General features: G+C 30.1%; 23 protein-coding genes and 1 other annotated feature. All 23 genes read left to right on the forward strand.

Annotated features, from left to right (window positions below; genetic code table 11):
• Positions 1-12 precede the first annotated feature (12 nt).
• The 23 genes from CLVI_RS11635 (at position 13) to CLVI_RS11745 (ending at position 22,365) form a co-directional block, all read left to right on the forward strand.
• Entirely contained in the window at positions 13-807 is a 795-nt protein-coding gene (locus CLVI_RS11635) for an AAC(3) family N-acetyltransferase (protein WP_242980683.1), read from the forward strand.
• Between the two features lie 87 nt (positions 808-894).
• Positions 895-1,677 carry a YdcF family protein gene (locus tag CLVI_RS11640; protein WP_106060302.1) on the forward strand — a complete coding sequence of 261 codons (783 nt, stop codon included), beginning with the start codon at positions 895-897 and terminating at the stop codon, positions 1,675-1,677.
• 178 nt (positions 1,678-1,855) lie between these two features.
• Positions 1,856-2,371, forward strand: a complete 516-nt coding sequence (locus CLVI_RS11645) for a PRC-barrel domain-containing protein (RefSeq protein WP_106060303.1) — start codon at positions 1,856-1,858, stop codon at positions 2,369-2,371.
• A complete protein-coding gene (locus tag CLVI_RS11650; protein WP_106060304.1) occupies positions 2,349-3,380 on the forward strand; it encodes an AI-2E family transporter in 1,032 nt (343 codons plus the stop codon). Before CLVI_RS11645 ends, CLVI_RS11650 begins: the two co-directional genes overlap by 23 nt.
• Positions 3,381-3,450: 70 nt before the next feature.
• Positions 3,451-3,626: a binding site (T-box leader), on the forward strand.
• Positions 3,627-3,673: 47 nt separating this feature from the next.
• On the forward strand, positions 3,674-6,313 hold the full coding sequence (gene alaS / locus CLVI_RS11655; RefSeq protein ID WP_106060305.1) for an alanine--tRNA ligase: 2,640 nt from the start codon (positions 3,674-3,676) through the stop codon (positions 6,311-6,313).
• Positions 6,314-6,428: 115 nt separating this feature from the next.
• On the forward strand, positions 6,429-6,686 hold the full coding sequence (locus tag CLVI_RS11660) for an IreB family regulatory phosphoprotein (RefSeq protein WP_106060306.1): 258 nt from the start codon (positions 6,429-6,431) through the stop codon (positions 6,684-6,686).
• A gap of 55 nt (positions 6,687-6,741) precedes the next feature.
• On the forward strand, positions 6,742-7,161 hold the full coding sequence (gene ruvX, locus CLVI_RS11665) for a Holliday junction resolvase RuvX (protein WP_106060307.1): 420 nt from the start codon (positions 6,742-6,744) through the stop codon (positions 7,159-7,161).
• 30 nt (positions 7,162-7,191) lie between these two features.
• Positions 7,192-7,458, forward strand: a complete 267-nt coding sequence (locus tag CLVI_RS11670; protein WP_106060308.1) for a DUF1292 domain-containing protein — start codon at positions 7,192-7,194, stop codon at positions 7,456-7,458.
• Between the two features lie 38 nt (positions 7,459-7,496).
• Complete coding sequence (locus CLVI_RS11675) at positions 7,497-7,958, forward strand: Fur family transcriptional regulator (protein ID WP_106060309.1); 462 nt, start codon at positions 7,497-7,499, stop codon at positions 7,956-7,958.
• Between the two features lie 177 nt (positions 7,959-8,135).
• Positions 8,136-9,962 carry a translational GTPase TypA gene (typA, locus tag CLVI_RS11680; RefSeq protein WP_106060310.1) on the forward strand — a complete coding sequence of 609 codons (1,827 nt, stop codon included), beginning with the start codon at positions 8,136-8,138 and terminating at the stop codon, positions 9,960-9,962.
• A gap of 116 nt (positions 9,963-10,078) precedes the next feature.
• A complete protein-coding gene (gene mltG, locus CLVI_RS11685; RefSeq protein WP_106060311.1) occupies positions 10,079-11,104 on the forward strand; it encodes an endolytic transglycosylase MltG in 1,026 nt (341 codons plus the stop codon).
• A 9-nt stretch (positions 11,105-11,113) separates the two neighbouring features.
• A complete protein-coding gene (locus CLVI_RS11690) occupies positions 11,114-11,758 on the forward strand; it encodes an O-methyltransferase (protein WP_106060312.1) in 645 nt (214 codons plus the stop codon).
• Positions 11,759-11,763: 5 nt separating this feature from the next.
• Positions 11,764-12,990: a peptidase U32 family protein gene (locus CLVI_RS11695; RefSeq protein WP_106060313.1), complete on the forward strand. Its 1,227-nt coding sequence runs from the start codon at positions 11,764-11,766 to the stop codon at positions 12,988-12,990.
• Between the two features lie 134 nt (positions 12,991-13,124).
• Complete coding sequence (locus CLVI_RS11700) at positions 13,125-14,654, forward strand: penicillin-binding transpeptidase domain-containing protein (protein WP_106060326.1); 1,530 nt, start codon at positions 13,125-13,127, stop codon at positions 14,652-14,654.
• 129 nt (positions 14,655-14,783) lie between these two features.
• Entirely contained in the window at positions 14,784-15,482 is a 699-nt protein-coding gene (gene sigK / locus CLVI_RS11705) for an RNA polymerase sporulation sigma factor SigK (protein ID WP_106060314.1), read from the forward strand.
• A 101-nt stretch (positions 15,483-15,583) separates the two neighbouring features.
• Positions 15,584-16,639, forward strand: a complete 1,056-nt coding sequence (locus tag CLVI_RS11710; RefSeq protein ID WP_106060315.1) for a type IV pilus twitching motility protein PilT — start codon at positions 15,584-15,586, stop codon at positions 16,637-16,639.
• A gap of 90 nt (positions 16,640-16,729) precedes the next feature.
• The gene (locus tag CLVI_RS11715; RefSeq protein WP_106060316.1) at positions 16,730-17,965 is read left to right on the forward strand and encodes a cell division FtsA domain-containing protein; all 1,236 of its coding nucleotides are present in this window, start codon (positions 16,730-16,732) and stop codon (positions 17,963-17,965) included.
• A gap of 13 nt (positions 17,966-17,978) precedes the next feature.
• Positions 17,979-19,085 (forward strand): cell division protein FtsZ, encoded by a 1,107-nt coding sequence (gene ftsZ / locus CLVI_RS11720; RefSeq protein ID WP_106060317.1) that lies wholly within the window; start codon positions 17,979-17,981, stop codon positions 19,083-19,085.
• 206 nt (positions 19,086-19,291) lie between these two features.
• Positions 19,292-20,095 (forward strand): sigma-E processing peptidase SpoIIGA, encoded by an 804-nt coding sequence (gene spoIIGA, locus CLVI_RS11725; RefSeq protein WP_106060318.1) that lies wholly within the window; start codon positions 19,292-19,294, stop codon positions 20,093-20,095.
• A gap of 10 nt (positions 20,096-20,105) precedes the next feature.
• Positions 20,106-20,813, forward strand: a complete 708-nt coding sequence (gene sigE, locus CLVI_RS11730; RefSeq protein WP_106060319.1) for an RNA polymerase sporulation sigma factor SigE — start codon at positions 20,106-20,108, stop codon at positions 20,811-20,813.
• Between the two features lie 81 nt (positions 20,814-20,894).
• A complete protein-coding gene (gene sigG / locus CLVI_RS11735; protein WP_106060320.1) occupies positions 20,895-21,668 on the forward strand; it encodes an RNA polymerase sporulation sigma factor SigG in 774 nt (257 codons plus the stop codon).
• Between the two features lie 82 nt (positions 21,669-21,750).
• Positions 21,751-22,014 carry a YlmC/YmxH family sporulation protein gene (locus CLVI_RS11740; protein WP_106060321.1) on the forward strand — a complete coding sequence of 88 codons (264 nt, stop codon included), beginning with the start codon at positions 21,751-21,753 and terminating at the stop codon, positions 22,012-22,014.
• A gap of 120 nt (positions 22,015-22,134) precedes the next feature.
• Positions 22,135-22,365 carry a hypothetical protein gene (locus CLVI_RS11745; protein ID WP_106060322.1) on the forward strand — a complete coding sequence of 77 codons (231 nt, stop codon included), beginning with the start codon at positions 22,135-22,137 and terminating at the stop codon, positions 22,363-22,365.
• The last annotated feature ends 268 nt before the right edge of the window (positions 22,366-22,633 follow it).

Here is a 22,633-nt window from a genome sequence, read left to right on the forward strand (position 1 = left end):
GAGAATGATAAATTGGTAAACGAAAGGGTAATATTAACTAAAAAGGATTTAATACAGCAATTTAAAAGCTGTGGAGTGGCAGAAGGACAAACTATATTTGTCCATACATCATTAAAAAAACTGGGATTTGTTGTAGGTGGAGCAGAGACTTTAATACGAGCACTACTTGAAATAGTAGGAAAAGAAGGAACGCTGATGATGCCATCACAAACTTGGAAGAATCGTGATCCATCTACTGGAGTCCATCAGGAGGCACCAGAGGAATGGTGGCCTATAATTCGTCAAAATTGGCCTGCTTATGATAAAGAAGTTACACCTTCAATTACTATGGGCATAGTTGCTGAAATGTTTAGAAAATGGCCGGGAGCAAAAAGAACAAACCATCCAGCTAGATCTATTGCAGCAGTAGGCAAGCACTCAGAATATATTACTAAAGAACATGACTTAAGTAACATTTTCGGGGAAAATTCTCCTCTGGACAAATTATACAAATTAGACGGATATGTATTATTAATTGGTGTAGGATATGAAAAGAATACATCATTACATCTAGCAGAAACTAGAGCTAATTTCTCAAGCAAAAAATTCAAAGATGAAAGTAGCGCTATTATGATTGATGGAGAGAGAAAGTGGGTTCTGTATAGTACTCAAGCAGTTAATGATGAAGATTTTGTTAGACTTGGATCAGAGTATGACAAAGAAAAAAATATTAAAGTCCATAAAGTAGGAAATGCAGAGGTGCGATTTATTAAGCAAAAACCGATGGTAGATTGGGTTGTTAAATGGATGGAAAGGAATAGAAAATAAATAGAAATTTAAATTCCTTATTTATATTCTATTATTATTTAATAAGTTAACAGAGTGATACAATAGTTCACGAGGGAGAGATAAAGAATGAATAAAAATATGCTTGTAAAGGATTGTATAAATGAAATCGGAAAATTTTTAGCAGTAAGAGATATAGATGAGTTAACTAGTGTGGCTTTAGAAAAAAAGTATTCACTAAATAAAGTAAAGTTATTAGTGTTACTTGGAAATTCAATCAGTAGTACAATAAAATGTGCAGTGGAAGCTTATAATAATGGAATATGCGAAAAAGTCTTAATTTGTGGAGGCATAGGACATTCAACTGAAATACTAAGAAATACAATAAAATCACATGATATATATAAATATATTGATCTAGATGGACAGTCAGAAGCAGATATTTTTTATCAAATAATAAATAAGTATTATAATATTCCTAAAGATAAAATAATAATAGAAAATAAATCAACTAACTGTGGAGAGAATGCAAAAAAGGCTATAGAGCTATTGGATACTTTAAGTATAGATTATAGTTCAGTAATTTTAGTTCAAGACCCAACGATGCAACTTAGAACCTATGCATCGTTTCTAAAATATATAAACACAAAAGATGATATATTATTAATAAATTATGCTCCATTCATACCAGTTGTAGATGATGATATAGCATTTGTTAATAAAGAAATTGATGGAATATGGACTATGGATAGATATATACAACTTCTTATGGGCGAAATACCAAGGCTGAAAGATGATATTAATGGCTATGGACCTAATGGGAAAGGCTTTATTGAACATATTGATATACCATCTATAATAGATGAAGCTTACAGTAAATTAGAAAATATTATTAGGATTAAAACTAGATAAAGTACTCTTACTTAAACACCTTGTCCATAAATTATCTTATTGACAAGGTGTTTTTATGAATCAAAATAAAATTATGAAAAAAACAATATATCAAAAGATCTTTAGAATAAATATTCTCCTAGAATAAAAAATTACAATTGAGGTAAAACTAAACTTAATTGATTATAGGAGGAAGATTATGTTTAGGATAAAAGATTTATATATGAAAAATATATATGATATCAAAGGGAAAAAAATTGGTTTATCTAAAGAAATTTATATAGATTTTTATAAGGGTGAGGTAATCGGAATAGGCATAGGAAGTTATTCAATAAGAAATAGAAATAACTATGTAAGCACTAGCGATATTATTAATGTGGACAATAATATCTTAATAAAAAAAGCATTTAAGAAAGATTTTAAGGTAGATAAAGGGTTAAAATTCTCTGATATAAATGATATGGATGTTATTGATAGATCCGGAAATCCAAAGGGCCTTGTGGAGGATATACTTATTGACGAAGAAAGTTTTCATATAAAAGGTCTTATAATTAGTTCTGGAATAATTGATAAGATTTTAAGTGGACGCGAGGTAATTTTAATGAACAATGCTATTTTAGGTGAAGATAAAATTTTGTATTCAGGAGCAAGTGGTGTAGTGCTAAAAAACATTCCCCACCATAGAGTAAAGTATGAATATTATAAAAAGGCATAGAGCGCTATTCCTAAGGATAGGGATTATATTAATTATATTATCTATAATTTTATTATATTTATTTTGTCAGAATTTTAAGGAAGTAATCGATATAATAGGAATTTCACTTGTTATTTCTTATATACTAAGACCTATAAAAAGATTAATACAAAAAAAGAATAAAATTAAAAATTCAACTGCATCTTTAATTGTAATATTAACTACAATATTGTTATGCTTAAGTGCAATAGTTTTATTGGTTCCTATTGTATTTAAGGAAATTAATAATTTAGGTCCTACTATTGAAAAACTAATAAGTTTTCTTGAGGATACTGTAGAAAAATCTAAAATTTTAGATTCAGCCTTTATAAAGTCTTTATATGACCAAGTACGTAGCAAAATGGATACTGTTATGTTTTCTATGTCAGAAGTGTTAGTAAACTATATTTTAATTTTCAGTGAAAATGTATTAAGTTTAGCTCTAATTCCAGTTGTCACCTATTATTTGCTTACGGATAGTGATAGAATTAGTAAAAAGTGCTATTACATTGTGCCCTTGAAAAAAAGAGTAGTTGTAAAGAAAATAATTATGGATATAGATATGCTTCTAGGAAAATATATCTTAAGTCAGATATTGCTTTCACTAATTGTAGGAGTAGTTACTTTTGTTATACTAATCGTTTTAGACGTAAAGTTTTCATTGGCCTTGTCAATATTAAATGGAGTAGTTAATATTATTCCCTACTTTGGACCTATAGTTGGTGGAGTACCGATTATTTTTATAGCACTACTGGATTCTCCTACAAAAGGATTATGGGCTGCTGTGGCAATTTTAATTCTTCAACAAATAGAAGGTAATATATTATCCCCTAAAATTACAGGAGACAGTACAAACATACATCCATTAGTAATACTGTTTCTACTTCTACTTGGAGAAAAATTTGGAGGGTTTCTAGGTATGGTAATAGCAATTCCAATAGGTGTTATAATAAAAGTGATTTATGAGGATATAAACTATTATCTATTTTAGCAATATAATGGGCTTATTACAAAAATATTGACAGATGATAAAAGTTAAAATATAATTTTAGTTAAATGAATATTAAGTGTTGATTAGAATAAGTAGATTTTATTTTCTATCCAGAGAGAAAGTGGTTTGGTGAAAACTTTTTAGGAAATATTTCGAAGCTATCTAGGAGCTATAATTAAACTAAGAGATGCTTTTTTTAAAGTATAATTAGGGTGGTACCGCGGAAGAGTTGCTTTCGTCCCTTTATGTAGGGATGAAGGCTTTTTTATATTTAATTTGATGGAGGAGACATAATGAATAAAATTGGTACAAATAATCTAAGAGAAGAATTTTTAAAATTCTTTGAAGAAAAAGAACATTTGAGAATGGATAGTTTTTCTCTTGTTCCTAAAAATGATAAGAGTTTATTGTTAATAAATGCTGGTATGGCACCTCTTAAGCCATATTTTACAGGAGTACAAAAACCCCCAAGAACCAGAATTACTACATGCCAAAAGTGTATAAGAACTGGTGACATAGAAAATGTTGGTAAGACTTCAAGGCACGGAACATTCTTTGAAATGCTTGGTAACTTTTCTTTTGGAGATTATTTTAAAGAGGAAATAATTTCATGGGCATGGGAATTTATAACTGAAAAGTTGGAAATATCAAAGGATAGATTGTACGTAACAATATACATGGAAGATGATGAAGCTTTTGAAATTTGGAAAAGTAAGACTGATATAGATCCAAGTAGAATTTTCAAATTAGGTAAAGATGATAATTTCTGGGAGATAGGTGTTGGCCCATGCGGACCGTGTACAGAAATTCATTATGATAGAGGCCAAGAGACTATAACAAATGTAGATGACTTCTTAAAGGCAGCAGATTCCGATAGAGTAGTTGAATTTTGGAATCTTGTATTTACTCAATTTGATAAGGATGAAAATGGCAACTACAATAAACTTAAAAATCCCAATATAGATACAGGTATGGGACTTGAAAGAATAGCTGCTATTATGCAAGGTGTTGATAATATATTTGAAATTGATACTGTTAAGAATATATTAGTTAAAGTTGCCAAACTTTCAGGAGTTAAGTATGGAGAAGATAAGAATAAGGATATATCTTTAAGAATTATTACTGATCATGTTAAAAGTGTCGTTATGTTAATATCTGATGGTGTTGCACCAAGTAATGAGGGTAGAGGCTATGTTCTTAGAAGATTGCTTAGAAGAGCAGCAAGACATGGTAGACTACTTGGTATTAAAGGGTTATTTTTAAGTGAAATAGTTGATGAAGTAGTTAAAAATTATGGTGGAGCATATAAAGAACTTATAGAAACTCAATCATATATTGAAAAAATAGTATCTTTAGAAGAAGAAAGATTTAATGAAACTTTAGATTTAGGAATGAATATACTTTTAGGCTATATTGATGAAGTTATTGAGAGTAAGAAGGATACATTAGATGGTGAAAAAGCATTTAAACTTTATGATACTTTTGGATTTCCTTATGAATTAACAGAAGAAATATGTGAAGAAAAAGCATTGAAAGTAGATAGAGAAGTTTTCAATAAGGAAATGGAAAAACAAAGAACAAAAGCTAGAAGTGCAAGAGGTAAATCTTCTTACATGGGTAGTGATGAACTTCCTATAAACAAAATTGATTCTGGAATCAGTAGTGAATTTATTGGTCATTCAGAAGTTGAAACTCAAGCAACTATTTTAGTCCTTGCTGATGATAAAGATTTTAAGACTGAATTAATTAAGGGTGAAAAGGGATTTCTAGTAACTGATAAAACAACTTTTTATGCTGAAATGGGTGGTCAAGTTGGAGATAAAGGCGAGATTTTAGGTAATAATTTTAAGGCAATAGTTTATGATACTAAAAAGAATATTGGAGGAAAGATAATTCATTATGTCAAGGTAATTGAAGGTATCCTTAAAAAAGGATCAGAGGTTACATTAAGGGTTAATAAATTAAGAAGAAACAATATTTCTAAAAATCATACAGCAACTCATATGCTTCAAGAAGCTTTAAAGGAAGTTATAGGAGAACATATTAATCAAGCAGGTTCATTTGTTGATGAAGAAAAGTTAAGATTTGATTTCACTCACTTCCAAGGGTTAACATCAGTTGAGCTTGAAAAGGTTGAATCTTTAGTTAACGAAAAGATTATGGAAGCATTTCAAGTAAATACAGTTCTTATGACTTTAGATGAAGCTAAAGAAAGCGGTGCAATGGCCTTATTTGATGATAAATATGGAGATAAGGTTAGGGTTGTATCAGTTGGAGAGTTCTCAAGGGAATTATGTGGTGGAACTCACGTTAGAAATTCTGGAGAAATAGGCTTATTTAAGATACTTACAGAATCAGGGGTAGCTGCTGGCATACGTAGAATTGAAGCTGTAACTGGATTTAACTCTATAAAATATGTAGAAGAGAAGCAAAGACTTCTTAAGGATGCTTGTCATATTTTAAAATGTAATGACAAGGATATAGTAAATAGAATAAATGCACAAACTTTAGAAATCAAAGAAAAAGACAATGAAATAACTGAACTTAAAGTTAAGCTTACAAGTGGGGCTGAGGAAGATATATTGAAATCTGCTAAAGAAATAAAAGGTACTACAGTCATTGCTTACGCTCTAGAGGATGTTGACGCAGGTGCATTAAGAGATTTAGCAGAAAAGCTTAAAAATAAGATAGGACATGGAGTTGTGGTTCTATTAAGTAACACAAATGGAAAGGTTAATTTAGTAGCTATGGCAACTAAAGATAGCTTAGCTTCAGGAGTACATTGTGGTAATATTATAAAGGCAGTAGCTTCAATTGTTGGCGGTGGCGGCGGCGGTAGACCTGATATGGCACAAGCTGGTGGAAAAAATCCTGAAATGATAAACGAAGCTGTAGAGAAGGTTTTTGATCTAGTTAATTCTTCCTTAAAGTAGTGTACAAGTGACATAACTTATAGTATAATTAAATTAGTATATATATTATTTTTAGTGGGTATACTAAAAATAATAGAGACATTTTTAGTACTTTGTAAGGGGGTGAGCTGCATATATGAGTGACAATATAGAACAGACAATGCAATTTGATGTAGCAAAGAATAAGGAAGTTTTAACAAAAACAATCTTAACAGAGGTTTATGATTCATTACAAAAAAAAGGTTATAATCCAATTAATCAACTTGTTGGATATCTAATTTCTGGAGACCCTACTTACATTACAAATTATAACGGAGCAAGAGCGCTGGTAAGAAAACTTGAGAGAGATGAAATTCTTGAAGAAGTAATAAAATCTTATTTACAGATAAAATAAAAGGTGCCCGTTAGAACGGGCACCTTTTAAATATGTTTGAGTCTAGGAGTTAATAATGAGAATATTAGGTTTAGATATGGGTCAAAAGACCATAGGAGTAGCAATTTCTGATCCCTTAGGATTCACAGCACAGGGGATTACAACCATTAGACGTGAAAAAAAGATTAAGGATATAGAAGAATTAAAGGTAATATGTAAAAAATATTCAGTTGAAAGCATAGTTGTAGGTTTACCTAAAAATATGGATGGAAGTATGGGCTTTGCTTGTGATAGAATCATGGAATTTGCTGAAATTATAAAAGAAGAAATAGGTTTAAAAGTTGAATTCTGGGATGAAAGACTTACAACAGTAGCAGCTAATCGTGCAATGCTTGAAGCTGATCTATCTCGTAGTAAAAGAAAGAAAATTGTTGATAAGATGGCCGCGACTTATATACTCCAAGGATACTTGGATAGAATATATAATTTTAAATAATAGTTTATTATAAAAAGGAGGAATATTAAAATGGTAAAAGAATTAGAATTTATTTATTTACTTGATGAAGAAGGTGTAGAACAAAAAATGAGAGTAATTACTTTCTTTAAGATAGAAGATTTAAATAAGGAATATGTTGTAGTTACACCGGCAGAAGTTGATCTTGAGGAAGCATATGTTTTAAAATACGTTGTTGACACAGATGGAAATGAAAGCTATGAAACAATAGAAGACGAAGTAGAATTTGATATGGTTTCAGAAACTTATGAGCTTCTTATGGAAGAAGATATTGAATAGTTAATATATATTTTTTATGAAAAGAGAGGGTGTGTCAAGTGGATAGGGTTATAAAGATAGACTATGATGCTCTTAAAGTGGATTTAAAAAAGAAGGGCTATAAGCTTACCCCACAAAGAAGAGCTATTGTTGATACTATAGTAGATAATGAGGGTAAACATTTAACAGCGGAAGAGATTTATGATGAAGTAAAAATTAATTGCCCTGAGATAGGGCTTGCAACTGTTTATAGGACTATTTTATTATTAGAAGAAATCGGGATAGTTTCTAGATTGCAATTAAATGATGGCTGTAGTAGATATGAATTAGTTCATGGTGACGAAAGACATAGACATCATCACCTTGTATGCAATAAATGTAATGCACTAATTGAGGTAGAAGATGATTTGTTGGACGAACTTGAAGCAAGCATTGAAAAACAATATGGATTTCATATAGTAGATCATTCAGTTAAGTTTTTTGGAATATGTAGTGATTGCCAAAGTAAACTAGATGAATAAAATGATAAGAAAAAATCAAATTATTACCTAGAGTTATAATTTATGTTGACTTTTGTCAAAATAGAGATTATAATAAAAATTGTGTTATAAAATTGGGTACAAGTGTATCCAATTTTATTTTGGAAAAAATTTATTTATAGGTTTACATAAAAGGAAACCAAATTTTGGAGGTAAATAATGGAATTAACAAAAAGAGAAGATATAAGAAATATCGCAATTATAGCGCATGTTGATCACGGCAAGACAACACTTGTGGATGCACTTTTAAAACAAAGTAATGTTTATAGAGCAAATGAAAAAATTGAAGAAAGAGTAATGGATTCTAATGATCTTGAAAAAGAAAGAGGAATTACAATTCTTTCAAAAAACACTTCTGTAATTCATGAAGGAGTAAAAATAAATATTGTAGATACTCCAGGTCATGCTGATTTCGGAGGAGAAGTTGAACGTGTACTTAAGATGGTTGACTCTGTTCTACTTGTAGTTGATTCTTATGAAGGACCAATGCCTCAAACTAAGTTCGTTTTAAAGAAAGCATTAGAACTTGGCTTAGAGCCAATCGTTGTTATCAATAAAATTGATAAAGATGATGCTAGACCTGAAGAAGTAATTGATGAAGTTTTTGACCTATTTCTAGAACTTGGAGCAAATGATGGACAATTAGATTTTCCAATTATATATGCTTCAGCAAGATCTGGATATGCAAAATATAATATAGAAGATGACAATGATAATATGCAACCTTTATTTGAAACAATATTGAAAAATGTTGCTTGTCCAGAAGGATATCTTGATGCACCATTACAAATGTTAGTTTCTACATTAGATGCAAATGCATTTGTTGGTAAAATATCTGTTGGTAAGATTCATAGAGGTAAGGTTAAGAAAAATGAAAATGTTACTTTAATTAGTAATGATGGTTCAACTAGAAACTTTAAAGTTACAAACTTATTTACATTCAATGGTCTAAAAAGAGAAGAGACAGACGAAGCTTCTTTTGGAGATATTGTTGCTTTAAGTGGTGCAACTGATGCTAGTATCGGAGATACTATAGCTGATATAAATGAACCAGAAGCTCTTCCATTTATGAGTATAGATGAACCAACATTAAGTATGAATTTCATGGTTAATGATTCACCTCTTGCAGGTCAAGAAGGAAGTTTTATAACTTCAAGACATTTAAGAGATAGACTTATGAAAGAATTAGAAACTAATGTAAGTTTAAGAGTTAAAGAAATTACTCCAGACTGCTACGAAGTTTCAGGTAGAGGAGAACTTCATTTATCTATCCTTATAGAAACTATGAGAAGAGAAGGATTTGAATTCCAAGTTTCTAAGGCAAATGTTATTTTCAGAGAAGAAAAGGGCAAGAAGCTAGAGCCAATGGAATTCTTAACTATAGATGTTCCAGAAGAGTTTATGGGACCTGTAATGGAAAAGCTTGGACCAAGAAAAGCAGAAATGGTAAATATGACTTCTGCAGTTAATGGTTATTCAAGACTTGAATTTGTAGTTCCAGCTAGAGGCCTTATAGGATTTAGAAATGAATTTATGACTGATACTAAGGGAAATGGTATTATGAATCACGTATTTGATAGTTACGGACCATATAAGGGCGATATTCCAGGTAGAAATAGAGGATCAATAGTTTCTTATGAATCTGGAGATGCAATAGCTTATGGATTATTTAGTGCTCAAGAAAGAGGAGCATTATTTATAGGCGCAGGTACTACTGTATATGTAGGTATGGTTGTTGGAGTTTGTGCTAGAGCTGATGATTTAGATATTAATGTTTGTAAGGGTAAGAAACTTACTAATACAAGATCTTCAGGAGCAGATGATGCAGTTAAACTAGTTACACCAGCTATAATGTCTTTAGAGAATTGCTTAGAATTTATTGGTAATGATGAACTAGTGGAAGTAACTCCACTTAATATAAGAATTAGAAAGAAAATATTAAACAGTGGCGAGAGAAGAAAAACAACTAGTAGAAGCAAAAAATAATGTTATTTTCTTTTTTAATTCACAGAGAATGTACCCTTTATAAAAACAACAATTAGTATTATAATTAAGTAAATAGCCTTTTATAGGCTATTTACTTTTATATATAGGGGGATTTCATGAAAATAAAAAATAGAAGAGTTGTAAACGTAATACTTGCTATGTTAGCTATTTTTTTAGGAATTATTTTTTACTATAATAGTGTAATAAGCAATCCCTTAAATATGGATGGAGATAATATAGAGATAGAAGTATTAGACGGAGAGTCTTTTAATTCAGTTTTAGATAATTTAAATGATCAAGGAATATTAAGAAGTAAACTTATGATTAAGCTGAAATTAAAGTTGGAAAAGCAAATTATTATTCTAATTCCAGGTACGTATAATCTAGATAAGAATGTTTCTTTAGATGAATTAACAAAGAAACTTCAACTGCAAAGTTCAAATATCAATCAAGTAAAAGTTACTATACCCGAAGGATTTACAATTGAACTTATAGCCGCTAGGTTAGAGGAAAATGGAATGTTTAATAAGGATGAATTTATTAATGCTGTAAAGACCTATTCTTTACCAAATTTCGTTAAAAATGATGAAAGAAAGAAGTATAACTTAGAAGGATTTTTATATCCAGATACATATTTTTTTAACAAGGATACTACTCCTGATGAGGCTATTAAAATTATGATTACTAAATTTCAAGAGATTTTTAAAAAAGTAGAAGATAGAACTAATAAAGTAATTAATGATTCAGATATAGAAACTATAATAATCAAGGCCTCTCTAATTGAGAAGGAAGCAGTCTTGGATGAAGAACGACCTTTAGTTGCTTCGGTAATAGAAAATAGATTTAAAAATAATATGAACTTAGCTTTTTGCTCATCGGTGAATTATGTTGTTGGCTATGATGGAAAAGAATTATTAAAAAATTCTGATATCTCAGTTGATTCACCATATAATACATATATAAATAGTGGACTACCGGTGGGACCTATAACAAATCCTGGAGAAAAATCTATTTTAGCGGCCTTAGAGCCAGCAGAAACTGATTATTTATATTTTTTGTTATTAAAGGGTGAAGGTGGAAAACAATATTTTTCTAAAACTGCTGAAGAGCATGAAAGAATAAAAAAAGAACAGGGTTATTAGGAGGAAACTATGAGTGGCGTTACTTATGGATATATGGAAGACTACATACGAGGTCTTATTCCAGATAGGGAAGGGACATTTAAAGAAATAGAAGATTTTGCAAAAGAAAATGCTGTGCCTATAATACAAAAGGAAACAGCTAAATTTCTTGAATTTATAGTTAATATGAAAAAACCCTTAAGAATTCTAGAATTAGGAACAGCAATAGGATTTTCTTCAATATTAATGTATGAAGCAGCAGGCACAAATCCTGAAATTCTGACTATTGAGAGAGATACTAAAATGATAGAACTAGCTAAAGTTAATATTAGCAAGTTTGGACTACAGGAGAAAATTAAGATTGAAGAGGGAGATTGTCTAGAAATACTAGAGAGTCTTAAAGATTCCTTCGATTTAGTTTTTATAGATGCAGGAAAAGGGCACTATAATCATTTTTTACCTCATTGCCTAAGGCTTTTAAGTCAAGATGGTATTATAATTGCGGATAATGTCCTTTTCAGAGGTATGGTTGCTTCAAATGAATTAGTTAAAAGAAGAAAAATCACAATTGTTAAAAGAATGAGGACATATTTAGATTTGGTATCTAACGATGAAACATTAATAACATCTGTAATTCCTATGGGAGATGGAATTGCTTTAACTAAAAGGAGGTAATTTTAATGAAAAAACCAGAAATTTTAGCTCCAGCAGGAAGTTTAGAAAAACTGAAAATTGCAATTGACTTTGGGGCGGATGCTGTATATTTAGGCGGAGGAAAATTAAATTTAAGAGCTTTTTCTGATAACTTTAATAATGAACAAATTGCAGAAGGTGTAAAATATTGTCATGATAGAGGCCGAAGAGTATATGTGACAATGAACGTTTTCCCTAGGAATTTTGATTTAAAGGGAGTAGAAGACTACATAAAAGGTCTTAATGATTTAGGGATAGATGCTATTATAGCAGCTGATCCAGCAATAGTAGCTGCTGTGAAGAATGCGGCTCCAAACTTAGCAATACATTTAAGTACCCAAGCAAACACTGTAAACTGGATGGCAGCAAAGTTTTGGTATGATCAAGGTGTGAAGAGAATAGTTTTGGCAAGAGAACTTACATTTACAGAAATAAAAGGCTTTAAAGAAAATCTACCAGAGGATTGTGAATTGGAAGCATTTGTACATGGATCAATGTGTATGGCATATTCAGGAAGATGTTTGATTTCAAATTATATGTTAGGTAGAGATGCTAACAAGGGGACATGTTCTAATGCATGTAGATATAAGTATTCTTTAGTTGAAGAAACTAGACCAGGAGAATATTTCCCTGTAATCGAGGATGATAAGGGAACATATATAATGAATTCAAAGGATTTATGTATGATACATCATATTCCTGAACTTATGGAAAGTGGACTACATTCTTTCAAAATTGAGGGTAGGATGAAAAGTGAATTTTATGTAGCATCAGCTGTAAAGGCATTTAGAGAAGCTGTTGATTCATACTTTGAAAATCCTGAAGGCTATGAATTTAAAGAAGAATGGGCTCATATTTTAAATCGGGTAAGTCACAGAAAATATCATACAGGATTTTTCTTAGGGAAATCTGGAGAACAAACTTATGATGTTTCTTCATATATAAGAAATTATGATATAGTTGGCATGGTTAAATCTTATGATATAGAAACCAAAACGGCAACAGTTCTTCAGAAAAACAGAGTATTTGAAGGTGATACTGTTGAAGTATTAAGAGCATATACTCCAAATTTTTCTGTTGATATTAAAGAATTATTTGATGTTGAAAAAAATGTTAAAGTAGATGTAGCTAATAGAGCACAGATGTTATTTACCATAAAAGTTGATACACCTTTAAATGAAAATGATATGCTGATAAAAGGCAAAATTAATTAAAGTATATAAGTAAAGGAATAAAACACTTCCTATCTGTCGATAATTTAGACTAGAGGGAGGTGTTTTATATTTTTATTCCCAAATACGATTCAAGAATAAAAGCTACGTTAATTACATTTGTTACCATATTTTTTATGTTAACCATCAGATTAACATATTTGCAGATTTTTCCTACAGATACAGTCGAAAGTCAATATCAGCTTCTCCAACAGGAAAATGCTACTAACTCTAAATTTATGATCTTAGATACTAATGGTAAAGATTTAATAAACTACAACCTTAAATATATAGTAGTATTTGATAAGAAACCTTTTTCATTAAATAATTATGAAGAAACATTAGAAGGTTTAATGGCATTAAACCTAATTATGAAAGAAGAAATAAAAAGTTTTAATTATAATGATATAATGCAAAGTAATGGAAAATTGTATTATGAAATATCTGAGAGTACATATAATAAGATTAATGCAATGAAAAATATAAAAGGTATATATTCTTATGTTTATAAAGAAGCTGATAAAAAAGAAGCTTGGACAGTTAGTAGCTTAATATCTAACATTCCTGAGAATGGAGATTTGATAGATGGTTCTTTAGAGGAGCAGATTTATAAAAATACTAAAAATAATAAATTCCCTCAAAAGAGTTTTTCTCTAGATAATAACTCAGTTTATGAAACAAGTATTGCAGAAGAACCTCAAATAAATGATAATTTAAAATTAACAATAGATGATAATATGACTGAAAAGGTAAGAGCGGTTCTAAAAAGCGATGAATTTAGTAATTTCACTAATGTAGGCGTTACCATAATGGAAAGTAATACAGGAAAGATCAGAGTCCTGGCACAGAAGGATGAAACACAAGCAAATATAAATCTTTCTATGGAAGGTTCTGGATATGAACCAGGGTCTGTTTTTAAACTTATAACCTTAGGGGCAGCTCTAGATAAAGGAATCGTTACACTACAGGATTCCTATACTTGCACAGGTGAAATATGTAAAGATAAAATTCATGGAACAATTACAGCTGAGGAAGCTTTAATTGAATCTTGTAATGATGTTATAGCTAAAATAGGAAATGAAGTTGGATATGATTCATTAATGGAATATGCAGAAAAAGTAGGGCTTTTTAATAGAGTTTTAAATCTTCAGCAGGAAGGTAAAAATGAAGCTATAGGACAGAAACCTGATGAAGAGTCTGGATTAAACAATATATCTATAGGTCAATGTTTAACGGTAACTCCTTTGCAAATTACAGGGGCAACAAATTCCATAATAAATGAGGGTGTATATGTTAAACCTTATATTATAGATGAAATAGTTGATAGCGATAATAATATTATTAAAACTTTTAATGCAGAAAGTATGAAAGTATATAGTACTACTACTAGTAAATTAATAACAAATGTAATGGATGAAGTAGTAGACAAAGGTACTGGCATTAAAGCTAAAGCTGATGGAATCAAAATTGGTGGTAAGACCGGGTCTGCAACAGGAGCCGATGGGGAAACTCATGGATGGTTTTCTGGATATTTTGAAGTAGGAGATAAAACATATACAATGACAGTATTTATCCCTAATATAAATGAAAAAGGTGGGAACCTTGGAGGGGGAGATACAGCAGCTCCGGTTTTTCGAGAAATAGCAAAAATTATTAGTGAAAAATAACTACACTTAAGTATAATTATGTCAATATTGATTGGAAATGCAAGTTGTATTTAGTAAATTTTATTGAATTAGGAAATAAACACTCCTACTGTGAATATTATAGTAATAAGCACGGGTAGGAGGGGTAAGGTGTTTTTATTAACAAATGTACTAGAACTTATATCCAATGCCTTATTTTTAACTGGTTATATTAATGGGAATAATATATTCCCAATGCCTTTAGATGAAAAAGAAGAACAAACTTATTTGATAAAACTAAAGGAAGGAGATAAGAAAGCAAAAGGTATACTTATAGAAAGGAATCTCCGATTAGTTGCTCACATAGTTAAAAAATATTCATTTCCCAATAAAGATGTTGATGAACTTATTTCAATTGGGACAGTAGGCCTAATTAAAGCTATTGATTCCTTTGATATAGCAAAGGGTGCAAGACTTGCAACCTACGCTTCAAGATGTATAGAGAATGAAATATTGATGCTCTTTCGAAATAATAAGAAACAAAAAAGTGAAGTTCATCTGCAAGATCCAATAGGAGTTGATAAAGAAGGTAATGAGATTTGCTTAATAGATGTATTAAGCAGTGAAAAGGATTCTGTAATGGATAAGGTGGAAAGTAATCTGGAAATTAAAGCACTTTATAATAAGATGTTTGAAATCCTAAGTACAAGAGAATGTAATATAATTATTATGAGATACGGACTTGAAGATGGTAGGTGTAGAACTCAAAGGGAAATTGCAGTATTGCTTAAAATTTCAAGATCTTATGTATCAAGAATTGAAAAGAAGGCATTAAAAAAATTAGAAAAAGCATTATATACAAAATTTTAATAAAAATACTAGATTCTTCTAAATATTAGAGGGATTTAGTTTTTTTTATAGAATAATAATACTTGGATATAAAATTAAATTACTACATGGAGGCTTATGTAATGTACGAATTGAATAAGTTGTTAAATAAAACTTTAGAATTAAAGGCATCGGATTTGCACTTAACAGTAGGAATTCCACCTACGGTTAGAATAAATGGTAAATTAATTAAAATTGGTGAAGAAAATTTACTTCCAACTGATATAGAAGTCTTTGCTCGAGAGATCTTAGCATCAGAGTTTGATAGATATAATGACATAGGGGAATTTGATATTTCATATTCCCTTAAAGGACTTGGTAGATTTAGAGTAAATGTATTCAAACAAAGAGATAGTCATGCTATTGCTTTAAGAGTTATTACTTTTAAAATACCAACATTAGACGAATTAAGCCATCCGCAAATAATAAAAGATTTAACTAAAAAGAAAAGAGGCCTAGTATTAGTTACAGGTCCTACAGGTAGCGGTAAATCAACTACCTTAGCAGCTATGATAAATGAGGTAAATGAAACAAGAAATGATCATATCATTACATTAGAAGATCCTATAGAGTATTTGCACAAACATAATAATTGTATCATTAATCAAAGAGAGATTGGAAAGGATAGTAAAAGTTATGCAGCTGCTCTTAAAGCTGTTTTAAGAGAAGATCCTGACGTAATATTAGTTGGAGAAATGAGAGATCTTGAAACGATTAGCATAGCAATAACTGCAGCTGAAACAGGGCACTTGGTTTTCTCCACTTTGCATACTATTGGTGCATCTAAAACTATAGATAGAATTATTGATGTATTTCCGCCAAATCAGCAACAACAAATTAAAGTTCAATTAGCAGCAGTATTACAAGGAATAGTTTCTCAGCAATTATTACCAAAAAAAGATGGTCTTGGTAGAGTTGCAGCTTTAGAAATTATGACAATTACTCCTGGTATACAAAATCTTGTACGGGAAGGAAAAACTCATCAAATTGAATCAACCATTCAAACTGGAAGCAGGTATGGAATGAAGACAATGGATATGTCCTTAGCAGAACTTTATAAAAAGGGAATAATAACCTTAGAAGATGCTCAAACCTATGCTGTAGATAAAGATACTTTAAGTAGAATGATGATGATTTAATTTAATAATTATTTTTGCAATAATAAAAGGATTTTGTAACTTTATGTTGAATAGTATTACATAGCTTACTAGCAAGGAGGAACATAAATTATGCACAATTCAGTTATAGCAGCAGTAGACTTTGGTAGTAAAAAGCTTTCAGCATCCTTAGGAATAGGTGGCGAAGAAGAAGTAGATATCCTTGGATCTTTTTGCCTTCCATCAGTAGGAATTGAAAAAGGATTTATAACCAATGAAGTTGAGTGCCAAAAAGTATTAAATAAACTTTTAGAAAATTTACAAGAATCTACTCAGTCTAGCATTAAGAACATTCATGTTGGTATATCTAGTAGAGGCCTTAGAACTACAGAGATTTCTTCCATTAATAATTTAATAGAAGGAAAAGTTACAAAGAATGAAATTAAAAGATTAATGGAGAAAGGTCGAAGAAAAACAATTTTAAATGAAGGTGAAGAGATTGCAGATATAGTAATTAATTTCTTTACTCTTGATGGGAAAATTATATATGAAGATATTAATGGATGGATTGGTAATAACCTTGAAGTTAATTTAACTATTATTATTGGTCCTAGTGATGAGCTAGCTAAATTTAAAAGAGTTATTAATCATAGCGGATATAGATTTGAAGGATTTATTGCGAATATTATAGCCGGTAAAAAAGTTTTTATACAAGAAATAATTGATACTAAGCCAAGGGCATTGCTCGATATTGGTGGAGGCGTATCTGATATTGCAATATTCAGTGACGGAATTGCTAAGTACATAAGTAATATTCCCTTGGGAGGGAATAACATCACTCGAGATATCTCAATATGTGGTGAATATCCCTTGAGAGAAGCAGAAAATATAAAAATAATATGTGCTAGTAATTATAAAAGTATTTATGAAGACGCTACTCAGGAAGAATTAATAGAAATAGGAACTTCTATGGTACCAAAAACATTGTTATACGAAGTTATAAAGGTAAGAATTGAAGAGATGTTAAGAATTGTAAACCAAGAATTAAAAAAATCTTCCTATTATGAGGGTCTTTGTAGTATAATAATATTTGGTGATGGGTTGTCTTATTTTGAAAACATAAATTCATTAGTCGAAAAAGAATTTGACACGAAGACAAAAATTATAACCAAGAATTATTTAGGTATGAAAAACGCCTCAAATATTACATCCTTAGCAATTGTTAAAGATGTATTTGATAGATTAAGTTTATTAAAAGAAGATTTAAATGAAATTAAAGTAGAAAAAATAAATAAACAAAATTTAACTGAAAAATCAAATGATGGTCTTATTGATAAGATTAAAGGTTTTCTAGGTAAAATTTTCTAAAGGAGGAATTACTTTGCTAGATTTTGAAGTAGATATGCAGGAATTAACTAACATAAAGGTTGTTGGATGTGGTGGCGGTGGAAGTAACGCCGTAAATAGGATGATAGTTGAAGGTGTTAAAAATGTTGAGTTTATTGCAATAAACACGGACAAGCAAGCGCTTATGCTTTCACATGCAAATCAAAAAATACAAATTGGTGAAAAATTAACTAAGGGTCTTGGAGCAGGAGCTAATCCTGAAATAGGTCAAAAAGCTGCAGAAGAGAGTAGAGAAGAGATAATGGCTGCAATTAAGGGAGCTAATATGGTTTTCATTACTGCTGGTATGGGTGGTGGAACAGGAACAGGCGCAGCCCCTGTTGTAGCTGAAGTAACAAAATCTTTAGATATCTTAACTGTTGGTGTAGTAACTAAGCCGTTCCCCTTTGAAGGAAAGAGAAGAATGAGATTTGCTGAAATGGGAATAGCAAAATTAAAAGAAAGTGTTGATACATTAGTAATAATTCCTAATGAGAGATTGTTATCAATGGCTGATAAAAAGACTACATTACTTGACTCATTTAAATTAGCTGATGATGTTTTAAGACAAGGTGTTCAAGCTATATCAGACCTTATTACTATTCCAGGTGTTGTTAATGCAGATTTTGCAGATATTAAAGCTGTTATGTTAAACAAAGGTCTAGCACATATGGGTGTAGGACATGGTACTGGTGATAGTAGAGCAGCGGATGCTGTTAGACAAGCTATTGCATCTCCCCTTTTAGAAACATCTATTAATGGTGCTACCGGAGTAATATTAAACTTTACTGGTGGTTCAGATTTAGGTGCATTAGAAGTTTATGAAGCTGCAGATGTTGTTCGTGAATCATCTGATCCAGATGCTAATATAATTTTTGGTGCTGTTATTGATGAAACCTTAAATGATGAAATTAGAATTACTGTTATTGCTACAGGATTTGAAATGGATACAATAAATGTACTTATAGAAGATCCAAAAGTAGAAAGTACGCCAATTGTTAAGGATTCTACTGAGAATAAACAACAAGAGACTACTAAAGATTCCTATGAGGAATCTCATGATTTAGATATTCCTGTATTTTTAAGAAGAACAAGAAAATAATTTAAAAATAATAAAAGCTCAGTCAATTTATTTGACTGAGCTTTTTTTGCGTTAAAAAATTATTATAATGAAAATCTACTTTTTTAATATATTATTGTTTCTAAATGTAAAAATAGTACGTAAAAAAAACTTTGTTTTCTAGTTTAAAGTGACAAAATTTTAATATGTATTAGAATATAATTATATTTGTAAGAGGGGGAAGGCTTATGGAAATTTATTTAGATATAATATTGTTAGAAAATTTTATTGTAGATATGTTTCTATTATCAGTCACATTCAGTATTTTAAGATGTAATGTAGAAAATAAAAAAGTAATAGTGGCATCTTTGCTAGGAGCTTTATATACAATCGTAATGATTTTCCCAGCATTCAATATTTTATCAGCATTTCCGTTTGCTTTATTAGTTGCATATCTTATGATGTTAATTATTTTGGGAAGGCATAGGTATATTTTCGCATTAAAGGCTACAGGAGTTTTTTTACTATCTTCAATAACTTTGAGTGGCATATGTTTTGTATTTTCTTCCATGGAAAATAAATATAGTTTTACAAAAGGATTTACAATTAGCAATTATTCATTAAAGTATTTTGTTATATCAATTATGATTCTATATATTTTATACAATAGAGCTATTAGTTATTTTAGAGAAAGAGCTATTATCGGAAACTATACTTATGATATTGAAATTACAATTAAAAATGTTAAATATATTATTAAAGGATTTTTAGATACAGGTAACGAATTAAGAGAACCAGTTACAAATCTCCCCTGTATCATAGTTGAAAAAAATCTTTTTAGTAATTATGAAGTTGAGGATGATAAAGCATACTATATTAACTATAGTTCTATTGGGTACAAAGGTAAGCTAAAGGGATTTAAAGTAGATAAAGTTAGAATTAAATCAGAGGGTCAAGAGTTTAGAGAAGTTAATGCCCTTATCTGTCATTGTGATGATATTCTGAGTAGAGATAAGGACTTTAATGCATTGTTATCAAGAGGGGTAATTTAGAGGAGGAAGTATGACTAGATTAGATATTTTATTTAACAGATTATTACTAAGGTTGAAATTATTCAGGAGAAAACTTCATTACATTGGTAGAAACGAAGCACTACCACCACCTTTAACAAGGGAAGAAGAAGAGATTTTAATAGGAAAAATAGAAGATGGGCGTGAAGAGGTAAGAAGTACTCTAATCGAAAGAAATTTAAGATTAGTTGTATATATAGCCAAGAAATTTGAAAACACAGGAGTAAATATAGAAGATTTAATATCTGTAGGAACAATAGGTTTAATCAAAGCAGTAAATACATTTAAACCTGATAAAAAAATCAAACTTGCAACCTATGCATCTAGGTGCATAGAGAATGAAATACTTATGTATCTTAGACGGAATAGTAAAATAAAGGCTGAAATTTCATTTTATGAACCATTAAATATAGATTGGGATGGTAATGAGCTTCTTCTTTCAGATATTTTAGGAACTGAAAATGATACTGTTTATAATCTTATTGAAGATGAAGTTGATAAACAATTATTATTTACAGCTTTAAAAAATTTAAATGAAAGAGAGAAAGAAATTGTGAAATTAAGATTCGGTTTATTTGGAACTAAGGAAAAGACTCAAAAGGAAGTTGCAGATATGCTTGGTATCTCACAATCTTACATTTCAAGATTAGAGAAGAAAATAATAAATAGATTAAAAAAAGAAATTAGTAGAATGCTATAGTTTGTCTGTGGTATAAAAATATCTCATATCGGAAATAATGATTAATGCAGTAAGTTATTACGTCCGAAGGGGTTGATGATATTGATCATTAATAAGGTAGAAATCTGTGGAGTAAACACAGCGAAACTTAAAGTATTGAAAGAGAAAGAAAAAAGAGCTCTCCTAATACAAATGCAAAATGGAGATACTACAGCTAGAGAAACTTTTATTAAAGGAAATCTAAGATTAGTATTAAGTGTTATTCAAAGGTTTAATAATAGAGGAGAAAACGTAGATGATTTGTTTCAAGTTGGTTGTATAGGTTTAATGAAGTCAATTGATAATTTTGATTTAGGTCAAAATGTTAGATTTTCAACATACGCAGTTCCAATGATAATAGGTGAAATACGGAGATATCTTAGAGATAATAATTCTATTCGAGTAAGTAGATCTCTCAGAGATATTGCTTATAAAGCATTAGTTATACGAGATAGACTAATAAAGGAAAATAATAAAGAACCATCTGTTTCCCAGATTGCAAAGGAACTAGGTATTCCAAGGGAAGACGTTGTATTTGCATTAGATGCCATTCAAGATCCAGTATCCTTATATGAACCAATTTATCATGATGGCGGAGATGCTATTTATGTTATGGATCAGGTTAAGGACAGTAAAAATACTGATGAAAGTTGGGTTGAAAATATTTCAATAAATGAAGCAATGAAAAGGCTTACGGATAGAGAGAAATTAATATTAAACTTAAGGTTTTTTAATGGAAGAACTCAAATGGAAGTGGCTAATGAAATTGGAATATCCCAAGCTCAAGTTTCAAGATTAGAAAAAACAGCATTAAAACATATGCGTAAGCATGTATGACCAGACATTAGGGTTTCCCTAATGTCTTTCCATATATATAAATTAAGAATATGTAATTATAAATAAAAATGGAGGTGGGGTTATGGAAGAAAGTTTAAATTCAATAAATGCTATGAGGACAATGGAGGTGATTGATATAAATTCAGGATCTAAAGTTGGACATATCAAGGATATTAAGATAGATTGTGATGAGCAAAAGGTTCTATCTATTTTATTACCCGGGGAAGTAAAGGGCTGGTTTTCTAAAAGTGAGGATTTAGAAGTTAAGTGGTGTGATATCGTAAAAGTTGGTGTAGATGTAATATTGGTTGATCTCTCTAATTCCGATAGTAAAACCCTTGATTGAGTTTTACTAATAAGTTAATGGACAAGCGAATAATTATTAAGCCTTCATTTTATATGAACATATAGTAACGACTAGAATACTATAAGTAATATAACATAGGTTAACAGGAGGCTTATATTCGTGAATGGTTATGAGTTAATTATGAAAATTAAATCAAACATGAAAGATCCAGTATTTGCAGAAAAGTTTAATAGGCTTGTAGCTGAACTAAATACTATACCTGGATTGCAACAAGAAGTAATGAAGATAGCACAGATAAATGATGATAAAAAAAGGAACAAAGCAATAGACCGATTGCCAAGTAAGGCAAGAAATATAGTTCAAGAAGTATTTAAAATGGTAAATAATTAAAGGTTAATTCAGAGGGATATATTTCCCTCTATTTTTTTTGTAAAATATATCATTAATTATAACAATTAAAATTAAAGAGGGTTCATTAATTGAGTGATTACACTTTGCTCAAGATTATTATGGGTATATAGATGAAGAGGTTCGTTAGAGTATAATTTTAGTAGGCAAAGGTAGCAAAAAAATAAAGGAGATGTAAAAACATCTCCCCAATACATAAATTATCCATTATAATTTTATTGCTAAGATAAAAAGAATGGAGTTGGATTTA

Source organism: Clostridium vincentii, from assembly GCF_002995745.1.
In the GTDB taxonomy this organism is placed as follows: domain Bacteria; phylum Bacillota; class Clostridia; order Clostridiales; family Clostridiaceae; genus Clostridium; species Clostridium vincentii.

Coding starts and splice junctions, on each gene's coding strand:
- CLVI_RS11640 (WP_106060302.1), top strand. CDS start 895: ATGAATAAAAATATGCTTGTAAAGGATTGTATAAATGAAATCGGAAAA.
- CLVI_RS11645 (WP_106060303.1), top strand. CDS start 1,856: ATGTTTAGGATAAAAGATTTATATATGAAAAATATATATGATATCAAA.
- CLVI_RS11650 (WP_106060304.1), top strand. CDS start 2,349: ATGAATATTATAAAAAGGCATAGAGCGCTATTCCTAAGGATAGGGATT.
- alaS (WP_106060305.1), top strand. CDS start 3,674: ATGAATAAAATTGGTACAAATAATCTAAGAGAAGAATTTTTAAAATTC.
- CLVI_RS11660 (WP_106060306.1), top strand. CDS start 6,429: ATGAGTGACAATATAGAACAGACAATGCAATTTGATGTAGCAAAGAAT.
- ruvX (WP_106060307.1), top strand. CDS start 6,742: ATGAGAATATTAGGTTTAGATATGGGTCAAAAGACCATAGGAGTAGCA.
- CLVI_RS11670 (WP_106060308.1), top strand. CDS start 7,192: ATGGTAAAAGAATTAGAATTTATTTATTTACTTGATGAAGAAGGTGTA.
- typA (WP_106060310.1), top strand. CDS start 8,136: ATGGAATTAACAAAAAGAGAAGATATAAGAAATATCGCAATTATAGCG.
- mltG (WP_106060311.1), top strand. CDS start 10,079: ATGAAAATAAAAAATAGAAGAGTTGTAAACGTAATACTTGCTATGTTA.
- CLVI_RS11690 (WP_106060312.1), top strand. CDS start 11,114: ATGAGTGGCGTTACTTATGGATATATGGAAGACTACATACGAGGTCTT.
- CLVI_RS11695 (WP_106060313.1), top strand. CDS start 11,764: ATGAAAAAACCAGAAATTTTAGCTCCAGCAGGAAGTTTAGAAAAACTG.
- CLVI_RS11700 (WP_106060326.1), top strand. CDS start 13,125: ATGTTAACCATCAGATTAACATATTTGCAGATTTTTCCTACAGATACA.
- CLVI_RS11710 (WP_106060315.1), top strand. CDS start 15,584: ATGTACGAATTGAATAAGTTGTTAAATAAAACTTTAGAATTAAAGGCA.
- CLVI_RS11715 (WP_106060316.1), top strand. CDS start 16,730: ATGCACAATTCAGTTATAGCAGCAGTAGACTTTGGTAGTAAAAAGCTT.
- spoIIGA (WP_106060318.1), top strand. CDS start 19,292: ATGGAAATTTATTTAGATATAATATTGTTAGAAAATTTTATTGTAGAT.
- sigE (WP_106060319.1), top strand. CDS start 20,106: ATGACTAGATTAGATATTTTATTTAACAGATTATTACTAAGGTTGAAA.
- CLVI_RS11740 (WP_106060321.1), top strand. CDS start 21,751: ATGGAAGAAAGTTTAAATTCAATAAATGCTATGAGGACAATGGAGGTG.